The 18,174-nt window shown below is 68.6% G+C and carries 20 protein-coding genes and 1 pseudogene; 8 read left to right on the forward strand and 13 right to left on the reverse strand.

Features of this window, described 5'->3' with window-relative positions:
• The first annotated feature begins 8 nt into the window (after positions 1 to 8).
• Both IRT45_RS19730 and IRT45_RS19735 read left to right on the forward strand, forming a co-directional pair.
• Positions 9 to 1,292 carry an FAD-dependent monooxygenase gene (locus IRT45_RS19730; protein WP_194807313.1) on the forward strand — a complete coding sequence of 428 codons (1,284 nt, stop codon included), beginning with the start codon at positions 9 to 11 and terminating at the stop codon, positions 1,290 to 1,292.
• A complete protein-coding gene (locus IRT45_RS19735; RefSeq protein ID WP_194807314.1) occupies positions 1,289 to 1,510 on the forward strand; it encodes a DUF4287 domain-containing protein in 222 nt (73 codons plus the stop codon). The genes IRT45_RS19730 and IRT45_RS19735 overlap by 4 nt, the downstream gene beginning before the upstream one ends.
• A gap of 66 nt (positions 1,511 to 1,576) precedes the next feature.
• Here IRT45_RS19735 and IRT45_RS19740 read toward each other — a convergent pair.
• From IRT45_RS19740 to IRT45_RS19760, 4 genes and pseudogenes are all read right to left on the reverse strand, one after another.
• Positions 1,577 to 2,532 (reverse strand): annotated as a pseudogene (locus IRT45_RS19740) (ROK family protein).
• 79 nt (positions 2,533 to 2,611) lie between these two features.
• Positions 2,612 to 3,115, reverse strand: a complete 504-nt coding sequence (locus IRT45_RS19750) for a YbjN domain-containing protein (RefSeq protein WP_369974801.1) — start codon at positions 3,113 to 3,115, stop codon at positions 2,612 to 2,614.
• Positions 3,112 to 4,464, reverse strand: a complete 1,353-nt coding sequence (gene mshA / locus IRT45_RS19755; RefSeq protein ID WP_194807316.1) for a D-inositol-3-phosphate glycosyltransferase — start codon at positions 4,462 to 4,464, stop codon at positions 3,112 to 3,114. Before mshA ends, IRT45_RS19750 begins: the two co-directional genes overlap by 4 nt.
• A gap of 98 nt (positions 4,465 to 4,562) precedes the next feature.
• Entirely contained in the window at positions 4,563 to 5,387 is an 825-nt protein-coding gene (locus IRT45_RS19760) for an alpha/beta fold hydrolase (protein WP_194807317.1), read from the reverse strand.
• A 57-nt stretch (positions 5,388 to 5,444) separates the two neighbouring features.
• Here IRT45_RS19760 and IRT45_RS19765 point away from each other — a divergent pair, with 57 nt between their 5' ends.
• Positions 5,445 to 6,179, forward strand: a complete 735-nt coding sequence (locus IRT45_RS19765; protein ID WP_194807318.1) for an SDR family NAD(P)-dependent oxidoreductase — start codon at positions 5,445 to 5,447, stop codon at positions 6,177 to 6,179.
• 22 nt (positions 6,180 to 6,201) lie between these two features.
• On the opposite strand, the gene IRT45_RS19770 is transcribed toward IRT45_RS19765, so the two are convergent.
• Positions 6,202 to 7,443 (reverse strand): Ig-like domain-containing protein, encoded by a 1,242-nt coding sequence (locus IRT45_RS19770; protein ID WP_375540128.1) that lies wholly within the window; start codon positions 7,441 to 7,443, stop codon positions 6,202 to 6,204.
• Between the two features lie 69 nt (positions 7,444 to 7,512).
• Entirely contained in the window at positions 7,513 to 8,604 is a 1,092-nt protein-coding gene (locus IRT45_RS19775; protein ID WP_194807354.1) for a UDP-N-acetylmuramate dehydrogenase, read from the reverse strand.
• Between the two features lie 41 nt (positions 8,605 to 8,645).
• Here IRT45_RS19775 and IRT45_RS19780 point away from each other — a divergent pair, with 41 nt between their 5' ends.
• Genes IRT45_RS19780 through IRT45_RS19790 form a run of 3 tightly spaced genes read left to right on the forward strand, consistent with a single transcriptional unit; the run spans position 8,646 to position 10,504 of the window.
• Positions 8,646 to 9,131, forward strand: coding sequence for a DUF2505 domain-containing protein (locus tag IRT45_RS19780; RefSeq protein WP_194807320.1), 486 nt, complete (start codon positions 8,646 to 8,648; stop codon positions 9,129 to 9,131).
• A gap of 37 nt (positions 9,132 to 9,168) precedes the next feature.
• Complete coding sequence (locus tag IRT45_RS19785; protein WP_194807321.1) at positions 9,169 to 9,684, forward strand: DUF2505 domain-containing protein; 516 nt, start codon at positions 9,169 to 9,171, stop codon at positions 9,682 to 9,684.
• Between the two features lie 34 nt (positions 9,685 to 9,718).
• Complete coding sequence (locus IRT45_RS19790) at positions 9,719 to 10,504, forward strand: class I SAM-dependent methyltransferase (protein WP_194807322.1); 786 nt, start codon at positions 9,719 to 9,721, stop codon at positions 10,502 to 10,504.
• 29 nt (positions 10,505 to 10,533) lie between these two features.
• Here the strand turns inward: IRT45_RS19790 and IRT45_RS19795 are convergent, their stop codons facing one another.
• Positions 10,534 to 11,175 (reverse strand): hypothetical protein, encoded by a 642-nt coding sequence (locus tag IRT45_RS19795; RefSeq protein WP_228534631.1) that lies wholly within the window; start codon positions 11,173 to 11,175, stop codon positions 10,534 to 10,536.
• A 115-nt stretch (positions 11,176 to 11,290) separates the two neighbouring features.
• Here IRT45_RS19795 and IRT45_RS19800 point away from each other — a divergent pair, with 115 nt between their 5' ends.
• Positions 11,291 to 12,046, forward strand: a complete 756-nt coding sequence (locus IRT45_RS19800; protein ID WP_084513395.1) for a DUF2993 domain-containing protein — start codon at positions 11,291 to 11,293, stop codon at positions 12,044 to 12,046.
• Between the two features lie 61 nt (positions 12,047 to 12,107).
• Here IRT45_RS19800 and deoC read toward each other — a convergent pair whose 3' ends face one another.
• Positions 12,108 to 12,782, reverse strand: a complete 675-nt coding sequence (gene deoC / locus IRT45_RS19805; RefSeq protein WP_194807323.1) for a deoxyribose-phosphate aldolase — start codon at positions 12,780 to 12,782, stop codon at positions 12,108 to 12,110.
• 109 nt (positions 12,783 to 12,891) lie between these two features.
• Here deoC and purU point away from each other — a divergent pair, with 109 nt between their 5' ends.
• Positions 12,892 to 13,779, forward strand: a complete 888-nt coding sequence (gene purU / locus IRT45_RS19810) for a formyltetrahydrofolate deformylase (RefSeq protein ID WP_194807324.1) — start codon at positions 12,892 to 12,894, stop codon at positions 13,777 to 13,779.
• A 234-nt stretch (positions 13,780 to 14,013) separates the two neighbouring features.
• On the opposite strand, the gene IRT45_RS19815 is transcribed toward purU, so the two are convergent.
• The 5 genes from IRT45_RS19815 to IRT45_RS37045 all read right to left on the reverse strand — a co-directional run bounded on the left by IRT45_RS19815 (position 14,014) and on the right by IRT45_RS37045 (position 18,104).
• A complete protein-coding gene (locus IRT45_RS19815) occupies positions 14,014 to 15,030 on the reverse strand; it encodes an alpha/beta fold hydrolase (RefSeq protein ID WP_194807325.1) in 1,017 nt (338 codons plus the stop codon).
• A 255-nt stretch (positions 15,031 to 15,285) separates the two neighbouring features.
• Positions 15,286 to 16,314 (reverse strand): alpha/beta fold hydrolase, encoded by a 1,029-nt coding sequence (locus IRT45_RS19820; RefSeq protein ID WP_194807326.1) that lies wholly within the window; start codon positions 16,312 to 16,314, stop codon positions 15,286 to 15,288.
• 84 nt (positions 16,315 to 16,398) lie between these two features.
• On the reverse strand, positions 16,399 to 16,695 hold the full coding sequence (locus IRT45_RS19825) for a DUF2516 family protein (RefSeq protein ID WP_030516156.1): 297 nt from the start codon (positions 16,693 to 16,695) through the stop codon (positions 16,399 to 16,401).
• Between the two features lie 120 nt (positions 16,696 to 16,815).
• Entirely contained in the window at positions 16,816 to 17,490 is a 675-nt protein-coding gene (locus tag IRT45_RS19830) for a heparin-binding hemagglutinin (protein ID WP_194807327.1), read from the reverse strand.
• On the reverse strand, positions 17,487 to 18,104 hold the full coding sequence (locus tag IRT45_RS37045) for a helix-turn-helix domain-containing protein (protein WP_051025211.1): 618 nt from the start codon (positions 18,102 to 18,104) through the stop codon (positions 17,487 to 17,489). Before IRT45_RS37045 ends, IRT45_RS19830 begins: the two co-directional genes overlap by 4 nt.
• Positions 18,105 to 18,174 lie beyond the last annotated feature (70 nt).

Here is an 18,174-nt window from a genome sequence, read left to right on the forward strand (position 1 = left end):
ACGATTCGATGCGAATTCTCATCTCCGGCGCCAGTATCGCCGGTCCGGTGCTCGCGTATTGGCTCACTCGGCACGGTTACTCCGTCACCGTCGTCGAACGCGCGCCGGCACTGCGCAGCACCGGTGGTCATGCGGTCGACCTGTTCCGGCCCGCGATGGACATCTCGGAAAAGATGGGCGTCTTGCCGCGGATCACGGAGCGCGCCACCGGGACGAGCCGGATGGTCCTGCACCCTGAGGGCGGACGCCGGTCCGTGCGGGTCGAGCTCGCCACGATCTTCGGCGCCACGTCGGACCGGCACGCGGAAATCATGCGCGACGATCTGAGCGAGATCTATTACGACGCCACCCGCGACGACGTCGAATACCTTTTCGGAGATTCGGTCAGCGCGATCTCGCCCGACGGCGAGGTGCGATTCGAGAACGGCGCGCCGCGTCGCTTCGACCTCGTCGTCGGCGCGGACGGATTGCACTCCACCGTGCGCCGCCTGGTCTTCGGAGACGAATCCGGCTTCAGCGCCCGCACGGGGGCCTACCTCGGGGTGCTGACGCTGCCAGAAACCTTCGGTGTGGATCGCGAACTCCATATCCACGTGGGCGTCGGCCGCACCGCCGGCATGTACGGCGAGCGCCACCGTGGCGAGGCGCGGGCTCTGTTCCTGTTCCGCAGCGACCGCGAGCTCGAGTATCACCACCGCGATATCGCGCACCAGAAAGACCTGCTGCGCACCGCCTTTCGCGGATTCGACAGCGAGGTACAGGGATGGCTGGCCGAACTCGACCGCACCCCGGCGTTCTACTTCGACTCGATCACCCAACTGCGCATGGATACCTGGTCGCGCGGGCGAGTGACACTCGTCGGCGATGCGGGCTACTGCCCGGGCCCGGCAGTCGGCGGGAGTACCACGCTGGCCGTGATCGGAGCGTACGTTCTCGCCGGCGAGCTGGCACGGGCCGGCGGCGACCACGAACGCGCCTTCCCCGCGTACGAACGAGCGATGGCCGCACACGTCCGCGACAGCCACGCGGTCGCGGCGAGTGCGGCGAAAACGTTGATCCCCACCTCCCGGCTGGGCGTCACCGGCCTGGTTCAGGCCACGCGTCTGCTCTCGGTACTGCCCGCGAGCGCGGGCCGCGCCTTTCTCCGTCTCACCACCACGAGCGCCCGCGTGTACAACTCGATGACCGTCGCCGCTTACGCGGCGAGTGACCATGCCGTCGACAGCGGGTGGCTCACATCACAGTCGCCCGGCGATGAGTTGTCTCGACCGCGGCCGTCTACACGACCATGAGCGCACAGAGCACCACCGCGGTGAAGGGTCCCGCCTCCTACTTTCCCGCCATCGAGAAGAAGTACGGGCGGCCCGTCGAGGACTGGTTCGCGATCATTCGCGGCTCCGAGCTGACCAAGCATATGGAGCTGGTCGCCTGGTTGAAGAGCGAACACGGTCTCGGACACGGGCATGCGAATGCGCTTGTGGCGCATGTGCGCAGTATCGACAACGGATAGCAGCGCAAGACCGCCCCGGCAGCGCGGGGCGGGAGTGGCGACGGCCCGGCGAACGGTTGCCGGTCCTCACTCGCTCGCGAGAGCCGCCGCGCCCACCAGCGTGGCGCCGTCCGTGATGGGGGATTCCAGGACCCGGAGCTCGCGGATGAAGCCGAGGCGGGCATGTCTCGCCACCGCCGCGCGCAGTGGTTCCCAGAGCGGGCCGCCGGATTTCGCGAAACCGCCGCCGATCACCACGCGGTCGATGTCGAGCGTCGCGGCGGCGGACGACACTGCTTGTCCCAGTGCGGTTCCCGCGCGCGACAGCGCCGCGAGGGCGATCGGGTCGCCGGCTTCGGCGGCGCGCGCCAATTCCGCCCCGGAGGTTCCGGGCCAGCCTTGTTCGCGCGCCCAGCGGACCGACGACATCCCACTCGCGACGGCCTCCACACATCCGACCCCGCCGCAGGCGCACGGCACATCCCAGCCGGGCACCACGATATGCCCGACGTGCCCGGCATTTCCGGTGCGGCCGAACACCACTCGGCCGTCGCTGACGATGCCGCCACCGATGCCGGAGGAGACCGTCATCGCCAATCCGGAACGAACACCGCGTAATCCGCCGACCCGATACTCCGCCAACGCCAATGCCGCGCCGTCGATCGCGAATCGAATATCGGCCTCCGGGAACAGTTCTCGCACGGCGGCGACGATCGGGAAACCGTCGCGCCATTCGGGAATGTTCAGCGGTGCGGTGCTGCCGGTACGGACATCCACCGGTCCGGCGGCGGCGATACCGACCACCGTCACCTCGAAATCCGCACCACCACACGCCTCGTCGGCCGATGCGGCGCCGACCACCCGGCGCAGCAACGCACGGCAGGTCTGCCACAGTCGCGCGCGGGGACGCCGACCTGGTGGATATGCCGCAATGCGACCGACCGCGCGGCGGCGGACTCGTCGCCCGGCACCGCGCCGATCGGCGATACCGCGACGGCGGCCGCGAATTTGGTCGCGCCGATATCCACAGCCAGCACAGCCACGTCGCCACCGCCTCCTCAGCGCATCACCCGATCGGATGCACGGTACCCGGCGCCGGACATCGGGCGGGGCGGACGGTCCTCAGGATTCCTCGGTGTCGACCAGATGCTCGAACGCCCGCAGGTTCTTCAACGATTCACCGCGCGAGACACGCCATTTCCATTCGCGCCGAATGGATTCCGCGAAACCGAGCTCCAGCAGCACGTTGAAGTCGCCGTCGACCGCCTCGAGGATCTGGCCGAAGACGCGGTCCAGTTCGTCCGGGGTCACGGCATGGGTCGCGATGCGGCCGACCAGATAGATGTCGCCGACCCGGTCCAGGGTGTAGGCGACACCGTAGAGGCGGCGGTTGCGGCGCAGCAGATATTTGTAGACACCCTCGAAGTTCTCGTCGGGCTTGCGGCAGACGAAGCATTCGACGCGCACACCGTGCTTGCCGACCGTCAGCATGACCGTCGTCTTCAGCTTGCGCTCACCGGGCAGCACCACGACGAAGGTGTCCCGGCCCTCGCGGGTGTAGTCGATCTCACGCTCACGCACGGTGTCGTCGATCAGCTGCGCGGTCTGCGCGATGGTGTCACTCACCGGCGTACCACTCCCATCCGGCGCCGCCACAGCGCCCGCGACCTGGCTTGACTGCCCTCTGTCAGCAACGTACCCGGCATTCGCGAACGCACACCCCGATGTCCGGCCAATGCCTCGCCGTAGCAGTCGAGCAAACCGTCGGCCGTATGTTCCCAGGAGAAGCCGGCCGCATGATCCACCGCGGCCGCGCCCATCCGCCGCAGCCGTTCCGGATCATCGAGCAGTCCGCGCAGGGCCGCCGCCCACTCGTCGGCCTGGTGGCCCGACACCAACATGCCCGAAACACCGTCTCGCACAGCCGTACTCAACCCGCCGACGTCGGCGGCCAGCACCGGCGTGCCACTGGCCTGCGCCTCGATGGCGACCAGGCCGAACGACTCGTTGTAACTCGGCACCGCGACCATATCCGCGGCCCGGTACACCTGCACCAGACGATGCGGCGGCTGCGGCGGCAGGAACGTCACCCGATCCGAGATGCCGAGCGTGGCGGCCAACTCGATCAACGCGTCCGGACGATCCAGCCCCGTTCCCGAGGGCCCGCCCACGATGAGCACGCGCAGCTTGCGCTCGGGTTCGGCGCGCAGCACCTCGGCCGCGGCGAACACGAGCACATCGGGGGCCTTGAGCGGCTGGATCCGGCCGACGAAGGCCACCACCTGCTCGTCCTGCTCGATACCGAATTCGGCGCGCGCGGCCGCCCGGTCACCGGGCCGGTAGCGGGACAGATCCGCACCCGGCGGCACCACGTCGATACGTCCGGATTCGGCGCCGTACAGCTCGACGAGCTGGCGGGCCTCCTCCGCGGTATTGGCGACCAGCCGATCCGATTCGGCGATGATCTGCTTCTCGCCCACCACCCGCGACAGCGGTTCCGGCGCATCACCCTCGGCCAGGAATGCGTTCTTCACCGCGGCCAGCGTGTGCGCGGTATGCACCAGCGGCACCCGCCACCGATCCCGGGCCAGCCAGCCCACCTGCCCTGACAGCCAGTAGTGCGAATGAATCAGGTCGTAGTAGCCGGGCAGCTGCCGGGCCTCCTGACGCAACACCTCCGCCGCGAACGGACACAGCTGAGTCGGCAGATCGTGCTTGTCCAGCCCCTCGAACGGTCCCGCCACCACGTGCCGCACCAGCACCCCCGGCGCGGCCTCGACCACCGGCTCGTCGTTGGAGGACGTCGCCCGCGTGAAGATCTCCACCTCCACACCGCGGCGAGCCAGCTGGAGCGCCGACTGCAGCACGTAGACGTTCATCCCGCCCGCATCGCCGGTACCCGGCTGCGCGAGTGGAGAGGTGTGCACCGACAACACCGCGATCCGATGCGGACGTTGATCCGGGCGATAACTCACACACTCCAGTGTGCACGCCGCGGCGCGTCAACCGTTATGCGCGCGCGGCTCGAGTGAGCGTAGTCACACCCAAGGCTGGGAGGTGGGTGTGCGCGGGATCACCGTAGCGACGCAACGAATTCGGTCAGTTCATCGGCGAAGCGCTGGGGATCCTCGACGAACAGGCCGTGCTGGGCGTCGTCCCAGAACGAGGTGCGTGCCTGCGGCGCGTGTTCGGCGATGTAGCGGCCGTTCTCGACGGGCACCACCGGGTCAGCGGTGCCGTGCATGACGAAGACCGGAACGTCGAGGTTGCGCAGCGTCTCGGTGTTGTCGACGGTGCGGTAGAACAGCGCCTTGCGGACCCGGGGCGGGGTCGCGAGGCTGCCGCCGAACAGGCGCTGGGCGTCTTCGCCCTTGTCCCGGCCGGGCCCGGTGTTGGCGTTGCCGAAGGCGGCGAAGCCCCGCATCGCCCGGCCGGCGCTCTCCTCGAATACGTCGGGAATGGCCTTCTGCATCGCCGGCCCGGGCTGGGCACCCTCGACGCCCCGGCCGATACCGGCCTGCGATCCGCAGTACACGACCCCGGCCAGGGCGCCGGTGCCGTACGCGGTCAGATAGTCGCTGAGCACGATGCCGCCGTAGGACCAGCCCAGCAGCACCGCACCGGCCGTGATGTCCTCGGCGGCCAGCACCGCGGCGACATCGGCCGCCCAGTTCTTCGGATCGTCGTATCCGGCCTCGGGCGCACCGGAGTAACCGTGCCCGCGCAGATCGACGGCGACCACCCGGAACGTCTCGGCCAGAATCTCCGCCGTACGACCCCAGCACCGCAACGTGCCGGCCCACCCGTGCAGCAACACCAGCGGACGTCCCTGTTCGGGCCCGGAGACCTGATACACGATATTGGTTCCGTCCGCGCTGACCACTTCCCGAATCGCCATGCTCGCCAGGCTAACGGGCCGGAATTGCGGCAATGCCCGCACGCTAGGCTCGGTTCCATGAGCACCCGTCATGCCGTCGTCACCGGAGCGAGTTCGGGAATCGGTGAGGCTACCGCCCGTGAGCTCGCCAAACAGGGCTATCACGTCTACGTGGGAGCGCGCCGGATGGATCGGCTGCAGGCGCTGGCCGACGAAATCGGCGGTACCGCAATCGAATTGGATGTCACCGACGAGTCGTCGGTGCGCCTGTTCACCGATGCGGTCGAACGCGCCGACGTGCTGGTCAACAACGCCGGCGGAGCGAAAGGTCTGGCGCCGGTCACCGAGGCCGACCTCGACGACTGGCGGTGGATGTGGGAGACCAACGTGCTGGGCACGCTGCGGGTGACCAAGGCGTTGCTGCCGAAACTGATCGACTCGGGTGACGGACTGATCGTCACCGTCACCTCGGTCGCCGCCCTGCAGCCCTACGACAACGGCTCCGGCTACACCTCGGCCAAGCACGCGCAGGCCGTCCTGCACCGCACGCTGCGCGGGGAACTGCTGGGTAAGCCGGTGCGGCTCACCGAGATCGCGCCGGGCGCGGTCGAAACCGAATTCTCGGTGGTCCGGTTCGGCGGCGACACCGAGCGCGCTGCCAAGGTCTACGAGGGCATCGACCCGCTGTTCGCCACCGACATCGCCGAAATCATCGGCTTCGTGGCGAGCCGCCCACCGCACGTCAACCTCGACACCATCGTGGTGAAGCCGCGCGACCAAGCCGACGCCGGCCGATTCGCCCGCCGCAGCTGAGCCGGGGTGGTGAGCGAGTTCGCTAGCTCCCGCCGCGAACAGGCCCCGGCGCCACCGGGGTCGCCGACACCACCGGCGCCGGCTCGCCCTGGATCGCCGACATGGTCTTCCACGCGTCCCAGTCGATGGTCCAGTCGTAGAGGTCGCCGTCGGCGGCGGACAGGGCGATCGAGGTGCCGGTGACCTCGACCGGGTCGCCGTACATCGCCGTCGGGAAGTACTGCTGGGCGTCGCTGGTGCTCAGGTTGATGCAGCCGTTGGTGACGTTGGTATTACCCTGCGCGGACGCCGATTCCGGGTTCGCGTGGATGAATTCGCCGTTGTTGGAGATGCGTACCGCCCAGCGTTCGCGAACGTTGGTGTAGAACGGCGGATTCGACATCAGGAAGTCTTCGTACTTCTCGGTCACCACGTGGATACCCGAACGCGTCACATTGCGCGCCTCGTTGCCCTCGCCGTAGCTGCACGCGAAGTCGAACAGCGTGGACCCGTCGCGGATCACCTGCACCCGATGGCTGGGTGCGTACCCCTTCACGATCTGGCTGCGGCCGATGGTGAACTGGGAGGACAGATCCGAGTTGCCGTAGGCGCCGCCGCCCAGGTCCAGGCCGTACAGCTTGGCCGCGAAGGTCACCGCCGTGCCGGGCGACCAGTAGTTGCGCGGGCGCCAGTGCGCGCGGGAGCCGCCGTTCTCGTCCGGCAGCCAGGCCCAGCCGCCCTCGGCTGCCGGGGTGGTCGTGACGGTCAGCGCCTTCTCGACCGCTTCCTTGTTCTCGACGTGCTTCTTGAACTGCAGGATGATCGGCGCGGCGATGCCGACCTCCTGACCGTCGCCGATATTGATGGTGGCCGGCACGGTCTGCTTGGGGGCGAGGGTGGTGAATTTCGACGCGATCGACACGGGCTTGTTGTCGGTACCGACCGCCGTGCCCGACCAGGTGTAGGTGACGCCGTAACCGAGCGGCTCGGTGACCTTGAAACTGCTCTTGTCGGGCGACAGGGTGCCGGTGACCTGCTTACCGTCCGGATTGGTCAGCGCGACCTGGTCGATGCGGCCGCTGGTGACCGTCACCGAGACGGGTGCGACCGGGTTGACGTCGTCGGCTCCGCTGCCGGGCTCGAATGTCAGCTTCGCGACCGGGCCGGACTCCTTCGGCGCGGACGAACCGCTCCCGCCACTGCCCGAACATCCGGCCACCAGCGCGGCCACCGCCAGCTGGCCGGCCCCGACCAGTACGGCCCGGCGGCCGGCAATTCCTCGAATGTTCACTTCCGCGAATTTACCGCGCCCCTCCGACAGCCCGGCCCGATCGCGACGTGGCGCACGCCACCCCTAGAGCTCCAGGCCGACGGTCACCGGTTCGGGTTCCAGCCTGATTCCGAAGCGCTGTTCGACGCCCGCCCGCACGGTGCGCGCCAGGTCCACCAGGTCCGCGGCGCGGGCAGAACCCCTGTTGGTCAGGGCGAGCGTATGTTTCGTCGACAACCGGACGGGAGCCTCCGGACCTGGGAAACCCTTACCGAAACCCGCTCGTTCGATCAGCCAGCCCGCGGAGAATTTCACCCCGCCCTCGGCGGCATAGGTCGGAATAGTGATATCTCCCACATGTGCCCGGATCGTGTCGAGGACGGCCGGTGCCCGATCCTGCGCCACGACGGGGTTGGTGAAGAACGATCCCGCACTCCAGGTGTCGTGGTCGGCCGGATCGAGCACCATGCCCTTGCCGGCCCGCAGCGCCAGCACCGCCTCGCGCACCGCCGCGGCGGGACGGGATTCGCCGGCGGTGGCGTCGAAGGCGCGGGCCAGTTCGCCGTATCGCAGCGGGGCGCTGGCACCGTCCGGATTCACCGCGAACTCCACCGCCAGCACCACCGCGCGATCGGAATGCTTGAGCACGGAGGTGCGGTAACCGAAGCCGAGTTCCTGCGGTGCGGCCCAGCGGATCTCGCCGCTGACACGATCCAGCAGCCGAATCCGGCGCAGCACCTGGGCCACCTCGACGCCGTAGGCGCCGACGTTCTGCACCGGCGTCGCGCCGGCCGAACCCGGAATTCCGGACAGGCACTCGAGTCCGCCGAATCCGGCCGCGACCGTCGCCGCGACCACACCGTCCCAGTCCGCGCCCGCCTCGGCCGTCACGCTGCCGGATCCGAGTTCGACGGCGTCGGTGGCGATACGGACGACCACCCCGGCGAACCCGCTGTCGGCGATCAGCAGATTGGAACCACCGGCCACCAGCAACACCGGAACGCCCGCGGCGTCGAGGGTGCGCACCGTCTCGACGAGTGCCTCCGTGGTGCGACATTCGGCGACCGTCGCGGGTCCGCCGACCCGCAGCGTGGTCAGCTGCGCCAGCGGCACCGATTCGCGCACCCGCGCGCCGGTCGCGCTCAGCAACTCACGCACGTTGTCGAATGCCACCACTCGAGATGTCTGCACATCGAAAGACGGTAGCGTGTCCCACCATGGCGACACCCCTGGCGTACACAGCTCACTACGCGCACCCCGCCGCGGCGGTGCGTGCTGCGCTCGCCGACGAGCAGTACTGGAAGGACCGCATCGAGGAGGTCGGCGGGCCCGGTGCGCGGCTGGACTCCTTCGCGGCCGACGGTGACCGGCTCCGCGTGGAGATGGTGCAGACCATCCCCGCCTCCGAACTTCCCCCCGCCGTCACCTCGGTGCGCCCGGGCGATCTGATCATCCCGCGTACCGAGAACTACGAGGGCCTGTCCGGCGTTTTCGAAGCCCATGTCGAGGGTGCGCCCGCGAAGGTGCGCGGCACGGTCACCCTGACCGGTTCCGATACCGCCTCCGAGGCCGTCGTCGACGGCTCGGTCGAGGTGACGATCCCGTTGTTCGGCAAGAAGATCGAGGCCGTGGTGGCCGAGAAACTGCTGGAACTGCTGGCCTCGGAGACCGACTTCACCAACACCTGGATCACCAACCACTGATCCGGGCGCGCGTCCGGGACCAGTACCCTGGTCCCCCATGGCCCGCCGACTGGACTATTCCGCTCGCTATCCGCTGCACACCACCGAAGAGGTGTACGCGGCGCTGTCCAACCGCGCCTACTGGGATGCGCGGATGGAGGAGATGCGCAAGCACTCGCCGAACGAGGTGGTCAACCTGCAGGCCGACGGGGACGGTATCGAACTCGAACTCCGGCACATCCTGCCGCGCGACATGCTGCCCGAGATCGCGCAGACCGTGATGCGCAAGGATCTCGTGATCACCCGCAAGGAGAGCTACGGACCGTTCGGCCCCGAGGTGGAGGGCGATTTCAGCGCCTCGATTCCGGCCGGTCCGGGCACGCTGACCGGCACCGTGCGGTTGTTTCCCACCGAGACCGGCTGCACCCTGCGCACCTCACCCGTCGCGAAGGTCTTCATTCCGATGCTGGGCCCCAAACTCGAGCAGATGATGCTGGTCAACCTCGTCGACCTGTTCCGCGCCGAAGCCGAATTCACCCAGCAGTGGCTGGAAGAGCAGCGCCCGACGGCTTGAGTTCGTTGTTCCACCGCACGCCCGCGTCACCGCAATGAGATCGCAAGCCCGGACCGCGCCGGTGGGCGCCGTCACCCGCGGAACCACCGGAATCAATCGGCTGCGCCGCAGCGACCGCTGGCTGATCCACGACCCGCTGGTGGCGCAGCGGCTGCAGTCGGCCGCCGATCCGCTGGTGGTTGATCTGGGCTACGGGGCGAGTCCGGTGACCACGCTGGAGTTGGCGGCCCGGTTACACCGGGTTCGTGACGACATCCGCGTGGTCGGTCTGGAGATCGATCCCGCACGCGTCGTTCCCGATCGTGACGGCGTGCGCTTCGCCCGGGGCGGATTCGAACTCGCGGGCCTGCGACCGGTGCTGGTGCGGGCGTTCAACGTGCTGCGGCAATACGACGAGAGCGAGGTCGCGCAGGCGTGGGCGACCATTCTCGGCGGATCGGCGCCCGAGGGGCTCCTGCTCGAAGGCACCTGCGACGAACGGGGCCGCCGCTGCGCGTGGATTCTGCTCGACCGTGCGGGCCCGATCTCGCTGACGCTGGCCTGGGATCCGTTCACCGTCGACAAACCCTCCGATATCGCCGAACGCCTGCCGAAGGCGCTGATCCACCGCAATATCCCCGGCGAACGGGTGCACACGCTGCTGACCGCGGCCGACCGGGCGTGGTCGCATGCCGCGCCGATGGCGGTGTACGGTCCGCGCGTGCGCTGGCGGACGGCGGCGGAACTGTTGCGGGAGCAGGGTTTTCCGGTGCGGAACTATCGCCGCCGGATGCGTGACTGTGTGCTCTCGGTGCCGTGGGAGTGCGTGCGGCCCGGCTGAATCGGAAGGGCTTCGGGGAACGGTGCGCTCTATGCCGCGGCGAGGGCCCGGCGCACCCGCGCGGCCGCGTGCGGGGCCAAATCCGCACTCGCCGAGGCGATTTCGTGTGGAATGCAGCGATGGATGGCGACCGCGTCGGCGACCACCTCGTCCAGCGCCCCCTGACCGATCCCGGTCTCGGCGAGATCGAGTACGGTCCGCACGGGCGTGGTCACCAGGAACGCACCGGCCGATTCCACATCATCGCGATGCAGATCGCGGCGCAGGACCACCAGTCGGGGCGCCGCGGGCGGGCGGCCCGCGCTCGCCGACAGGTGCAGGAAGCGCGGGCGCAACCGGCCCAGGCCGTGCAGTTCGGCGGCACTGTGGTGGGAGACGGCGGCGGCGCCGTCGAACCAGGCCGCCCACATGGCGTATTCGTCGAGCGGGCCGTCCGGCCAGTCGGCCATCCGCAGGAGGCCGAGGCCGACGCGGATCACCGAACCGTCGGAGAGGGCGCCGCGGATCCGGTGCTCGCATCCGGCCCGCAACACGATGCGGGTGGTGAAGTATCCGGCGTGCCGGTCGGCGAGCTGGCGCAGCACCCACCACCCTTGCTCGGAATCTCGGAGCGGGTCGGAATCCCCCGGTCGGCGCGCAGCCGCGGCATCTCCTGCATCGTGCGCGGGCATGGGACCAGGTTACGCCGGACCGATGTGCCTCATGTCACAATCGGCGTGCCTCTGCATGACAAGCCTCACAGGCTCCACAGAGCGGGCTCAGAAAGCTCGGGAAGAATCGGTTGCCATGACCACTCCGGACACCGCGGTACCCGCTCCCGCACCGGCGGGTGAACCCCGACGCCGCAACGGGCGGCGCATAGCACTGATCATCGGACTCGTCGTGCTGCTCGCATTGGTCGGCACCGCGGCGGGCGCCGAAACCTATCTGCGGCACAAGAACCAGCAGTGCATGGCCTCCCAGGTCGAGAAGGAGCTGGGGTCGAAGGTCGATGTGGGATTCGGGCCGAAGCCGTTACTGCTCACCGCTGTCGACCACAAGGTCCAATACATCACCGTCGACAGCGACGATGCGAAGTTCGGCCCGGCCGTGGACATGAAGGTGCACGCCAAGCTCAACGACATCACCCTGCTCGACGGCGGGCGCGGCGGCGCGAAGGTCGGCAGCAGCTCCGCCGATGCGACCTGGAGCAACGAAGGCATCGCCCAGACCCTGACCGGACTCGTCTCCGGCGTGGAATCGGATCCGGCCGGCGGCACGCTGGACGTCAAGGTGCTCGGCGGGATCGCCGATCTGAAGGTTCAGCCGCACATCGTGGACGGCAAGATCGAGGTCAGCACGCAGTCGGCGTCACTGCTCGGTCTGGGGCTGCCCACCGATCTGGTCGACAGCATCGTCGGTTCGATGACGCAGAGCCTGCAGAACTACCCCCTGGGTATGCAGCCGACCAGCGTGAAGGTCACCGACAACGGGATCTCGGTGTCGCTGCGCGGCGGGCCGACCACCCTGCAGGGCGGTGGCGACACGGAGATCCGCTGCTGATCGAACCGCGAGGTGCCGGGGTCCGGCGGGCCCGGCACCTCTTCGGCACCGCTCGCGGGCTCTACTCCGGGAAGCCGGCGAGAACATCGGCCGAGCGGGACAACCCCAGCCGGGTCGCACCGGCGGCGATCAGTTCGGCGGCCGCCGAAGCGGTGCGAATTCCGCCGCTGGCCTTGATACCGAGCCGCCCGCCGACGGTCTCGTGCATCAACCGCACGGCCCGCACCTCGGCTCCGCCCGCGGGGTGGAATCCGGTGGAGGTCTTCACGAAGTCGGCGCCGGCGCGTTCGGCGGCGCGGCACACCTCGACGATCGCCGCGTCGGACAGCGCCGCAGACTCCATGATCACCTTGAGCAGCGCCCGGTCCTCGACCGCCTCGCGCACGGTGACGATATCGGCGAGCACCGCGTTGTAGTCCCCCGCGATCGCCGCGCCGACGTCGATCACCATGTCGACCTCGGCCGCGCCCTGCTCTACCGCGAATCGCGCCTCGGTCCCCTTCACCAGCGAGTGATGTTTGCCGGAGGGAAAGCCCGCGACCGTGGCGACGGCCAGCCCGGGCGCGGTCACCGGCAGCATCGACGGTGACAGACATACCGCGTAGACGCCCAGTTCACGCGCCTCGGCGATGGTGTTCGCGACATCGGCGGCGGTCGCCTCGGGGGCCAGCAGCGTGTGATCGATCATCGCGGCGACCTGGGCGCGGGTGTAGGCGGTGGGAACGGTGTCCGACATGAGGACCAAGTCTGGCACAGCACACGAATTCGATTACCCCGGACCGGCTTTGCGGCTCGCTGCCCGGGCGGCGTGATCGAACTGCGCGCGACCTGCGAGGATCGTGCGCATGAGTGGCACCGTGTCAGCCGATGATCGGCGTTTCGTCCTGAGCCTGGGCTGTCCCGACCGACCGGGCATCATCGCCCGCATCACCTCGTTCATCGCCGAATTCGGCGGGTCGATCGTGGAGGCCGGTTATCACTCCGACCCCGACACCGGGTGGTTCTTCACCCGCCAGGCCATCGCGGCCGCGACGGTGCCGTTCGGCATCGACGAGTTGCGCGAGCGGTTCACCGTCGTGGCCGCCGAACTGGGCCCGCAGACCGACTGGCAACTGCTGGATTCCGGGCGCCGCCGCCGCGCCGTGCTGCTGGTCAGCCGCGACGGGCACTGCCTGCACGATCTGCTCGGGCGGGCCGCCAGTGGCGAATTGCCCGCCACCATCGAGGCGGTGATCGGCAACCATCCGGATCTGGGCGAGATGACCCGCGCGCACGGTATTCCGTTCCACCACGTGCCCTTTCCCGCCGATCCGGCCGAACGCGGCCCCGCCTTCGAGCGGGTACGCGAGCTCACCGACGCCCACGATCCGCACGCGGTGGTGCTGGCGCGGTTCATGCAGGTGCTGCCGGCCGACCTGTGTGAGCACTGGGCCGGGCGGGCGCTGAACATCCATCACAGCTTCCTGCCCTCGTTCGTGGGGGCGCGGCCGTACCATCAGGCCTTCGCGCGCGGTGTGAAGCTGATCGGCGCGACCTGTCATTACGTCACCGCCGATCTGGATGCGGGGCCGATCATCGAACAGGACGTCAGCCGCATCGACCATGCCGACACCGTGCGCGACATGGTCCGGCAGGGCCGCGACATCGAACGGGTGGTGCTGGCGCGCGGACTGCGCTGGCATCTGGAGGGGCGAGTGCTGGTGCACGGGCGGCGCACCGTGGTCTTTTCCTAGCGGTGCCTTCTCCTAGCGGGGGCTTCTCGTAACGCGGCGGGCCAAGACCGGGCGCCCTTGACCGGCCTTGGCGGACAACACGATTCAGCATCGTGTTGCCGTCCTCGCCGCGCGGAGCCGGCAGCGCGGCTCCGCTACGACAGGTCTCGTGGCGACTTCCCGATCCGAACGTGGGTCACCAGGATGCACCCGCGCCGCGGGTACGTCCAGCCCCGGCGGGCCGTCGCGGCGCGCTCAGCCCGCCACCGCACGGCGGCCGAAGCGGGTGACCCCGATCAATCGGCGGAGTTCGGCGTTGAATTCCGCGCTCGCTTCGATATTCGCCAGATGTCCGGTGGCGAGGACCGAGTAGCGATCGAGATTTCCCGCCGCGGCGAGTTCGTCGGCGATCTTGCGCGACATACTCTCCGGCAGCAGATTGTCGTAGGCGCCGGCCATGACGCTGGTGGGGATGCACAGATTCGCTGCGGCGCCGTGGATTTCGAGTTCCATCAGCGCCAGGGCGTATTTCGCCCGCACCAGCGGACGGCAGGAGCGCACGATCGACAGGCCGAAATCCACCTGGTCCGCCGTGGCGTATCGATTCATGATGCGCGCCTTGAAGATTCCGCGCACCGGGGCGCCGGCCGGGAACGGCACGGGCTGACCGAACAGGGCACGTCCCAGCCAGTTGGGGGCCGGGACGATGTCGTTGAAGATGGGGAGCACTCGCGTCTCGGCGGCGATATCGCCCGCCGTCGTGGTGAGCAGCAGGGCCGCGCTCGCGCGCTGCGCCACCTGGTCCGGGTGGAATTTGGCCCAGGCCTGAATCGTGATGCCGCCCATGCTGTGTCCCACCAGCACGGCCTTACGTCCCGCGGGCACCGCCGCGTCCAGGACGGCGCACAGATCGTCGGCGAGTTGTTCGGCGTCGAACCGGCCCGTTCCCAGGGTGCTGGCGCCGTGACCGCGCTGGTCGAACGCGATGACGCGGTGGTCGCGGGCGAAGGCGTTGATCTGCGGGTTCCAGTACTCGAGGCAGCAGGACCAGCCGTGCACGAAGACGATCACATCGCCGTCGGCCGGGCCGTACGCGTGGACGCGCAGCCGGGCACCGTCTGTGGTCGTGACCGAGAGAACCTCGGCGTCGGGTGCGCAGTTCAACTCGGCCGTGCGGTAGGTGCGCGAACGCATTTTCGCGCGATATCCGCCGGTCAGCGCGCCGATGCCGGTCCGTAGATCGGCAACGTTCTCGGGCAGGTTCACCAGCATGAGCACTCCTTTGTGTCCTACCGCACGTTACCGCGCTAGCAACGATGCTTGCTAGTGCAAGCAGCGAAGAATTTCCGGTTTCGCACTTTTGTCCGGCAAAGCCGCACCTCAGCGCTGCTCGTACCCCCGCATAGACCGAATACCCATTCCGCCCAACGGCATTCACGACCGTCGGCGCAACGTCCCACTACCCGCATCTATCGCCCGGCGGCACGGAAGCGCTACGCCGAATTCGCTATGTGATTGCCGAACCGGCTAAGCGATCGCCTCGCGCATGCGCCGCGCGGCGTAGGTTTCGACCAGCACCTCGGCGAGTTCGTCGTTGAACGCCTCGTATGCCTCGACGTTGCCGAGGTGGCCCGTCGGCAGTTCGACCAGCTTGCGGAACGCGCCGACCGAGCGCAACTCCTCGGCCAGGCGCTCGGAGTGCACCGGCGGCGTCATATCGTCCGCGGAACCGGCGATCACCGTGGTCGGGACGGTCACGCAGCGAGTACAGCTCTGCAGGGCCAGTTCGGCCAGCAGGAAACCGAATCGCGAACGCACCATCGCCGGGCACGAGCGCACGATCGCCAGCGCGAAGTCGACCACCTCACCGGTCGACGCCAGACTCATGATCTGGCGGCGGAAGATCCACTTCACCGGCCCGATCGGCGGGAATACCACCGGCAGGCCGAGCCCGAGGCGCCCGACCGGGAACGGCAGCGCGAGCGGGCCCCGGTTGAACCGCGGGACCACGGTGGTCTCGGCGATCAAGTCGCCGGAGGCGGTATTGGCCAGCACCACCGCATCGGCCCGCGCGGCGACCTGGCGCGGATACCGGCCGGCCCAGGCCTGAATGGTCATCCCGCCGAGACTGTGCCCCACCAGGACCGCACGCTGACCGGGACGCAGGGTGGCGTCCAGCACGGCCGCGAGATCGTCGGCCAGCAGGTCGGTGGACAGCGGCGCGGTGCCGGATTCGCTCTCGCCGTGACCGCGCTGGTCGTAGGCGATCACGCGGTATTCACCGGCGAAGGCGTTGATCTGCGGGTTCCAGTATTCGATGCAGCAGGTCCAGCCGTGCGCCAGCACGATCGCCTCGCCGTCGGCGGGACCATAGCTGTGCACGCGCAGCCGGGCGCCGTCGGAGGCGGTCACCGTGGTCACCTCACACGGCACCGCGGGCGAATTCAGTGCGGGCAGGTCGTAGGACCGGGTGCGCAGGGCGGCGCGATGGGCGGACAGCAGCCCGCGGAGACGCTGCGCGATCCCCGCCGCCGTGCTGGGCAACGTTGCCTGCATGAGAACACTCCTTTGTGTGTTACTGATCGATACAGTAACCCGAAGGAGTGAGTGCTTGCTAGTGCAAGCGCGGAGACGGCGGGTTCACCAGCGCGGACCGCGCTGAATTTCGTCGACCTTAGGCCGCACATCGGCCAGATAGATGCCCGTGGCGATCACCGCGGCGATCCCCAGCAACCCGACCGGCGTGCGGGCGAGCAGGAGGAATCCGAGGGCGACCGCGAGGATCGAGACCCAGATGGGTTTGGTGAGCTTGTCCACGGCCGTGAACGCGTCGGCACGCTGCCGAATCGCATGCACCAGCGCGAAGATGGTCGCGGCCATCGCGGCGAGCCAGAGCAGCCACAGGATTGCACTAGTCAGCTGGTACACAGCACCCATGATAGGAGCAACGCCCGCATGCGGCAGTGCGCATGCGGGCGTTGCGGGATCCGGTACCACCCGGATCCGCGTGGCGGTTCCGGATTACCCCTCGGCCGGTTCTCTCCTGCGGCCGAATTACTACTTGGCCGGAGGGGTCTTCTTCGCGGCCGGGGCGGCGGTCTTGGCCGGCGCCTTCTTGGCGGGGGCCTTCTTCGCCGGGGCCTTCTTCGCCGGGGCGGGCTCCTCGGCGGCGGCCTCGGTGGTCACCGCGACGACCTCGGCGTCGACGACCGCGGCGGCCTCGTCGGCCTCCTCGGCCGCTTTGCCCAGAAACCCGCGGGCCTGATCGGACACCTTGTTCAGGACGTCCTCGGCGCGAGTGACGACATCGGTGTAGATGCCCTCGACCTTGTCGAAACGCTCGTCGAAGCCGGGGTTGGAACGCAGCCGGTCGACGGTCTCCTCACCGCGCACGACCAGATCCGAGTACAGATCCACCAGCTGGCGGTAGTACTGGTCGACCAGCTTGCGCAGCTCCTCCGGGGTGAACTTCTCGCGCAGTTCGGCGAGGTCGTCCGGCAGCTCGGAGGGCAGTCCGGTCAGGCGGCCGCGCAGCGTCTCGATCTGGTCCTGCACATCGGCGGGCAGATTCGACAGGCGCTCGCGAGCCTCCTCGACGCGGGAGTTCACATCGACGGTGGCGGCGCGGTCGCGAACACGGTCGACGATGTCGTTGACCGCCGCGTAGAGCGCGTCACCGGCTCCGACGGTCGCGTAGATCGGCTTGGTGACAGTGACGTTGGGCTGGGTCATGGTTGTTCGTTCTCCTGGCGTGGCGAGATTTCGGTAGTACTGCCATCGGTGGCATGGTGCGGAACCTCGTTGTCCCTTGGGCTTTCGGGTGCACCGCCCCTCGGGCTCTCGGGCACACCGCCCCTGCTCCCCCCTGGAACGCCCCCCTCGGATTCCCCCTGAACGGATTCCGAGACGTTCCCTCCGTCGTCGTTGCCCCCGTTTTCGCGGCGGAACGACTCGTAGATGTCCAGGAGCACCTGCTTCTGCCGCTCCGTGATGTCGGTATCGGCCAGCAGTGCGTCCCGCACCGGGCTGTGCTCCCTCTGTTCGAGGTAGCCGGCCCGGACGTACAAGACCTCCGAAGACACGCGCAGACCCTTGGCGATCTGCGTGAGTACCTCGGCGGACGGGTTGCGCAATCCACGCTCGATCTGACTCAGGTACGGATTGCTCACCCCCGCCAGCTGTGCGAGCTGACGCAACGAGACCTGAGCGGCCTCCCGCTGCGCCCGGATGAAGCCTCCGATGTCGTGCGCCGCGTTGGCTACGCGACCCACCCGGTCTCCGGGAACCGCAGACGTCTCTGCGGTTTCCCCCGTGTTCCGATCAGAAACCTCTGGTTCCTGTGCCATCACACTGCTCACCTTCCGGCGGTTGTACGGTCGATTCTAAATGAGGGTGCTAACTCTTGCAAGCACCCTT

Origin of the sequence: Nocardia sp. BSTN01 (assembly GCF_015354405.1) — a bacterium.
Classification (GTDB): domain Bacteria; phylum Actinomycetota; class Actinomycetes; order Mycobacteriales; family Mycobacteriaceae; genus Nocardia.

Coding starts and splice junctions, on each gene's coding strand:
- IRT45_RS19830 (WP_194807327.1), bottom strand. CDS start 17,490: ATGACCCAGCCCAACGTCACTGTCACCAAGCCGATCTACGCGACCGTC.
- IRT45_RS19800 (WP_084513395.1), top strand. CDS start 11,291: ATGACCACTCCGGACACCGCGGTACCCGCTCCCGCACCGGCGGGTGAA.
- IRT45_RS37045 (WP_051025211.1), bottom strand. CDS start 18,104: ATGGCACAGGAACCAGAGGTTTCTGATCGGAACACGGGGGAAACCGCA.
- IRT45_RS19790 (WP_194807322.1), top strand. CDS start 9,719: ATGAGATCGCAAGCCCGGACCGCGCCGGTGGGCGCCGTCACCCGCGGA.
- IRT45_RS19795 (WP_228534631.1), bottom strand. CDS start 11,175: ATGCCCGCGCACGATGCAGGAGATGCCGCGGCTGCGCGCCGACCGGGG.
- IRT45_RS19825 (WP_030516156.1), bottom strand. CDS start 16,695: ATGGGTGCTGTGTACCAGCTGACTAGTGCAATCCTGTGGCTGCTCTGG.
- IRT45_RS19780 (WP_194807320.1), top strand. CDS start 8,646: ATGGCGACACCCCTGGCGTACACAGCTCACTACGCGCACCCCGCCGCG.
- IRT45_RS19785 (WP_194807321.1), top strand. CDS start 9,169: ATGGCCCGCCGACTGGACTATTCCGCTCGCTATCCGCTGCACACCACC.
- IRT45_RS19730 (WP_194807313.1), top strand. CDS start 9: ATGCGAATTCTCATCTCCGGCGCCAGTATCGCCGGTCCGGTGCTCGCG.
- IRT45_RS19820 (WP_194807326.1), bottom strand. CDS start 16,314: ATGCAGGCAACGTTGCCCAGCACGGCGGCGGGGATCGCGCAGCGTCTC.
- IRT45_RS19760 (WP_194807317.1), bottom strand. CDS start 5,387: ATGGCGATTCGGGAAGTGGTCAGCGCGGACGGAACCAATATCGTGTAT.
- IRT45_RS19765 (WP_194807318.1), top strand. CDS start 5,445: ATGAGCACCCGTCATGCCGTCGTCACCGGAGCGAGTTCGGGAATCGGT.
- IRT45_RS19815 (WP_194807325.1), bottom strand. CDS start 15,030: ATGCTGGTGAACCTGCCCGAGAACGTTGCCGATCTACGGACCGGCATC.
- IRT45_RS19735 (WP_194807314.1), top strand. CDS start 1,289: ATGAGCGCACAGAGCACCACCGCGGTGAAGGGTCCCGCCTCCTACTTT.
- deoC (WP_194807323.1), bottom strand. CDS start 12,782: ATGTCGGACACCGTTCCCACCGCCTACACCCGCGCCCAGGTCGCCGCG.
- purU (WP_194807324.1), top strand. CDS start 12,892: ATGAGTGGCACCGTGTCAGCCGATGATCGGCGTTTCGTCCTGAGCCTG.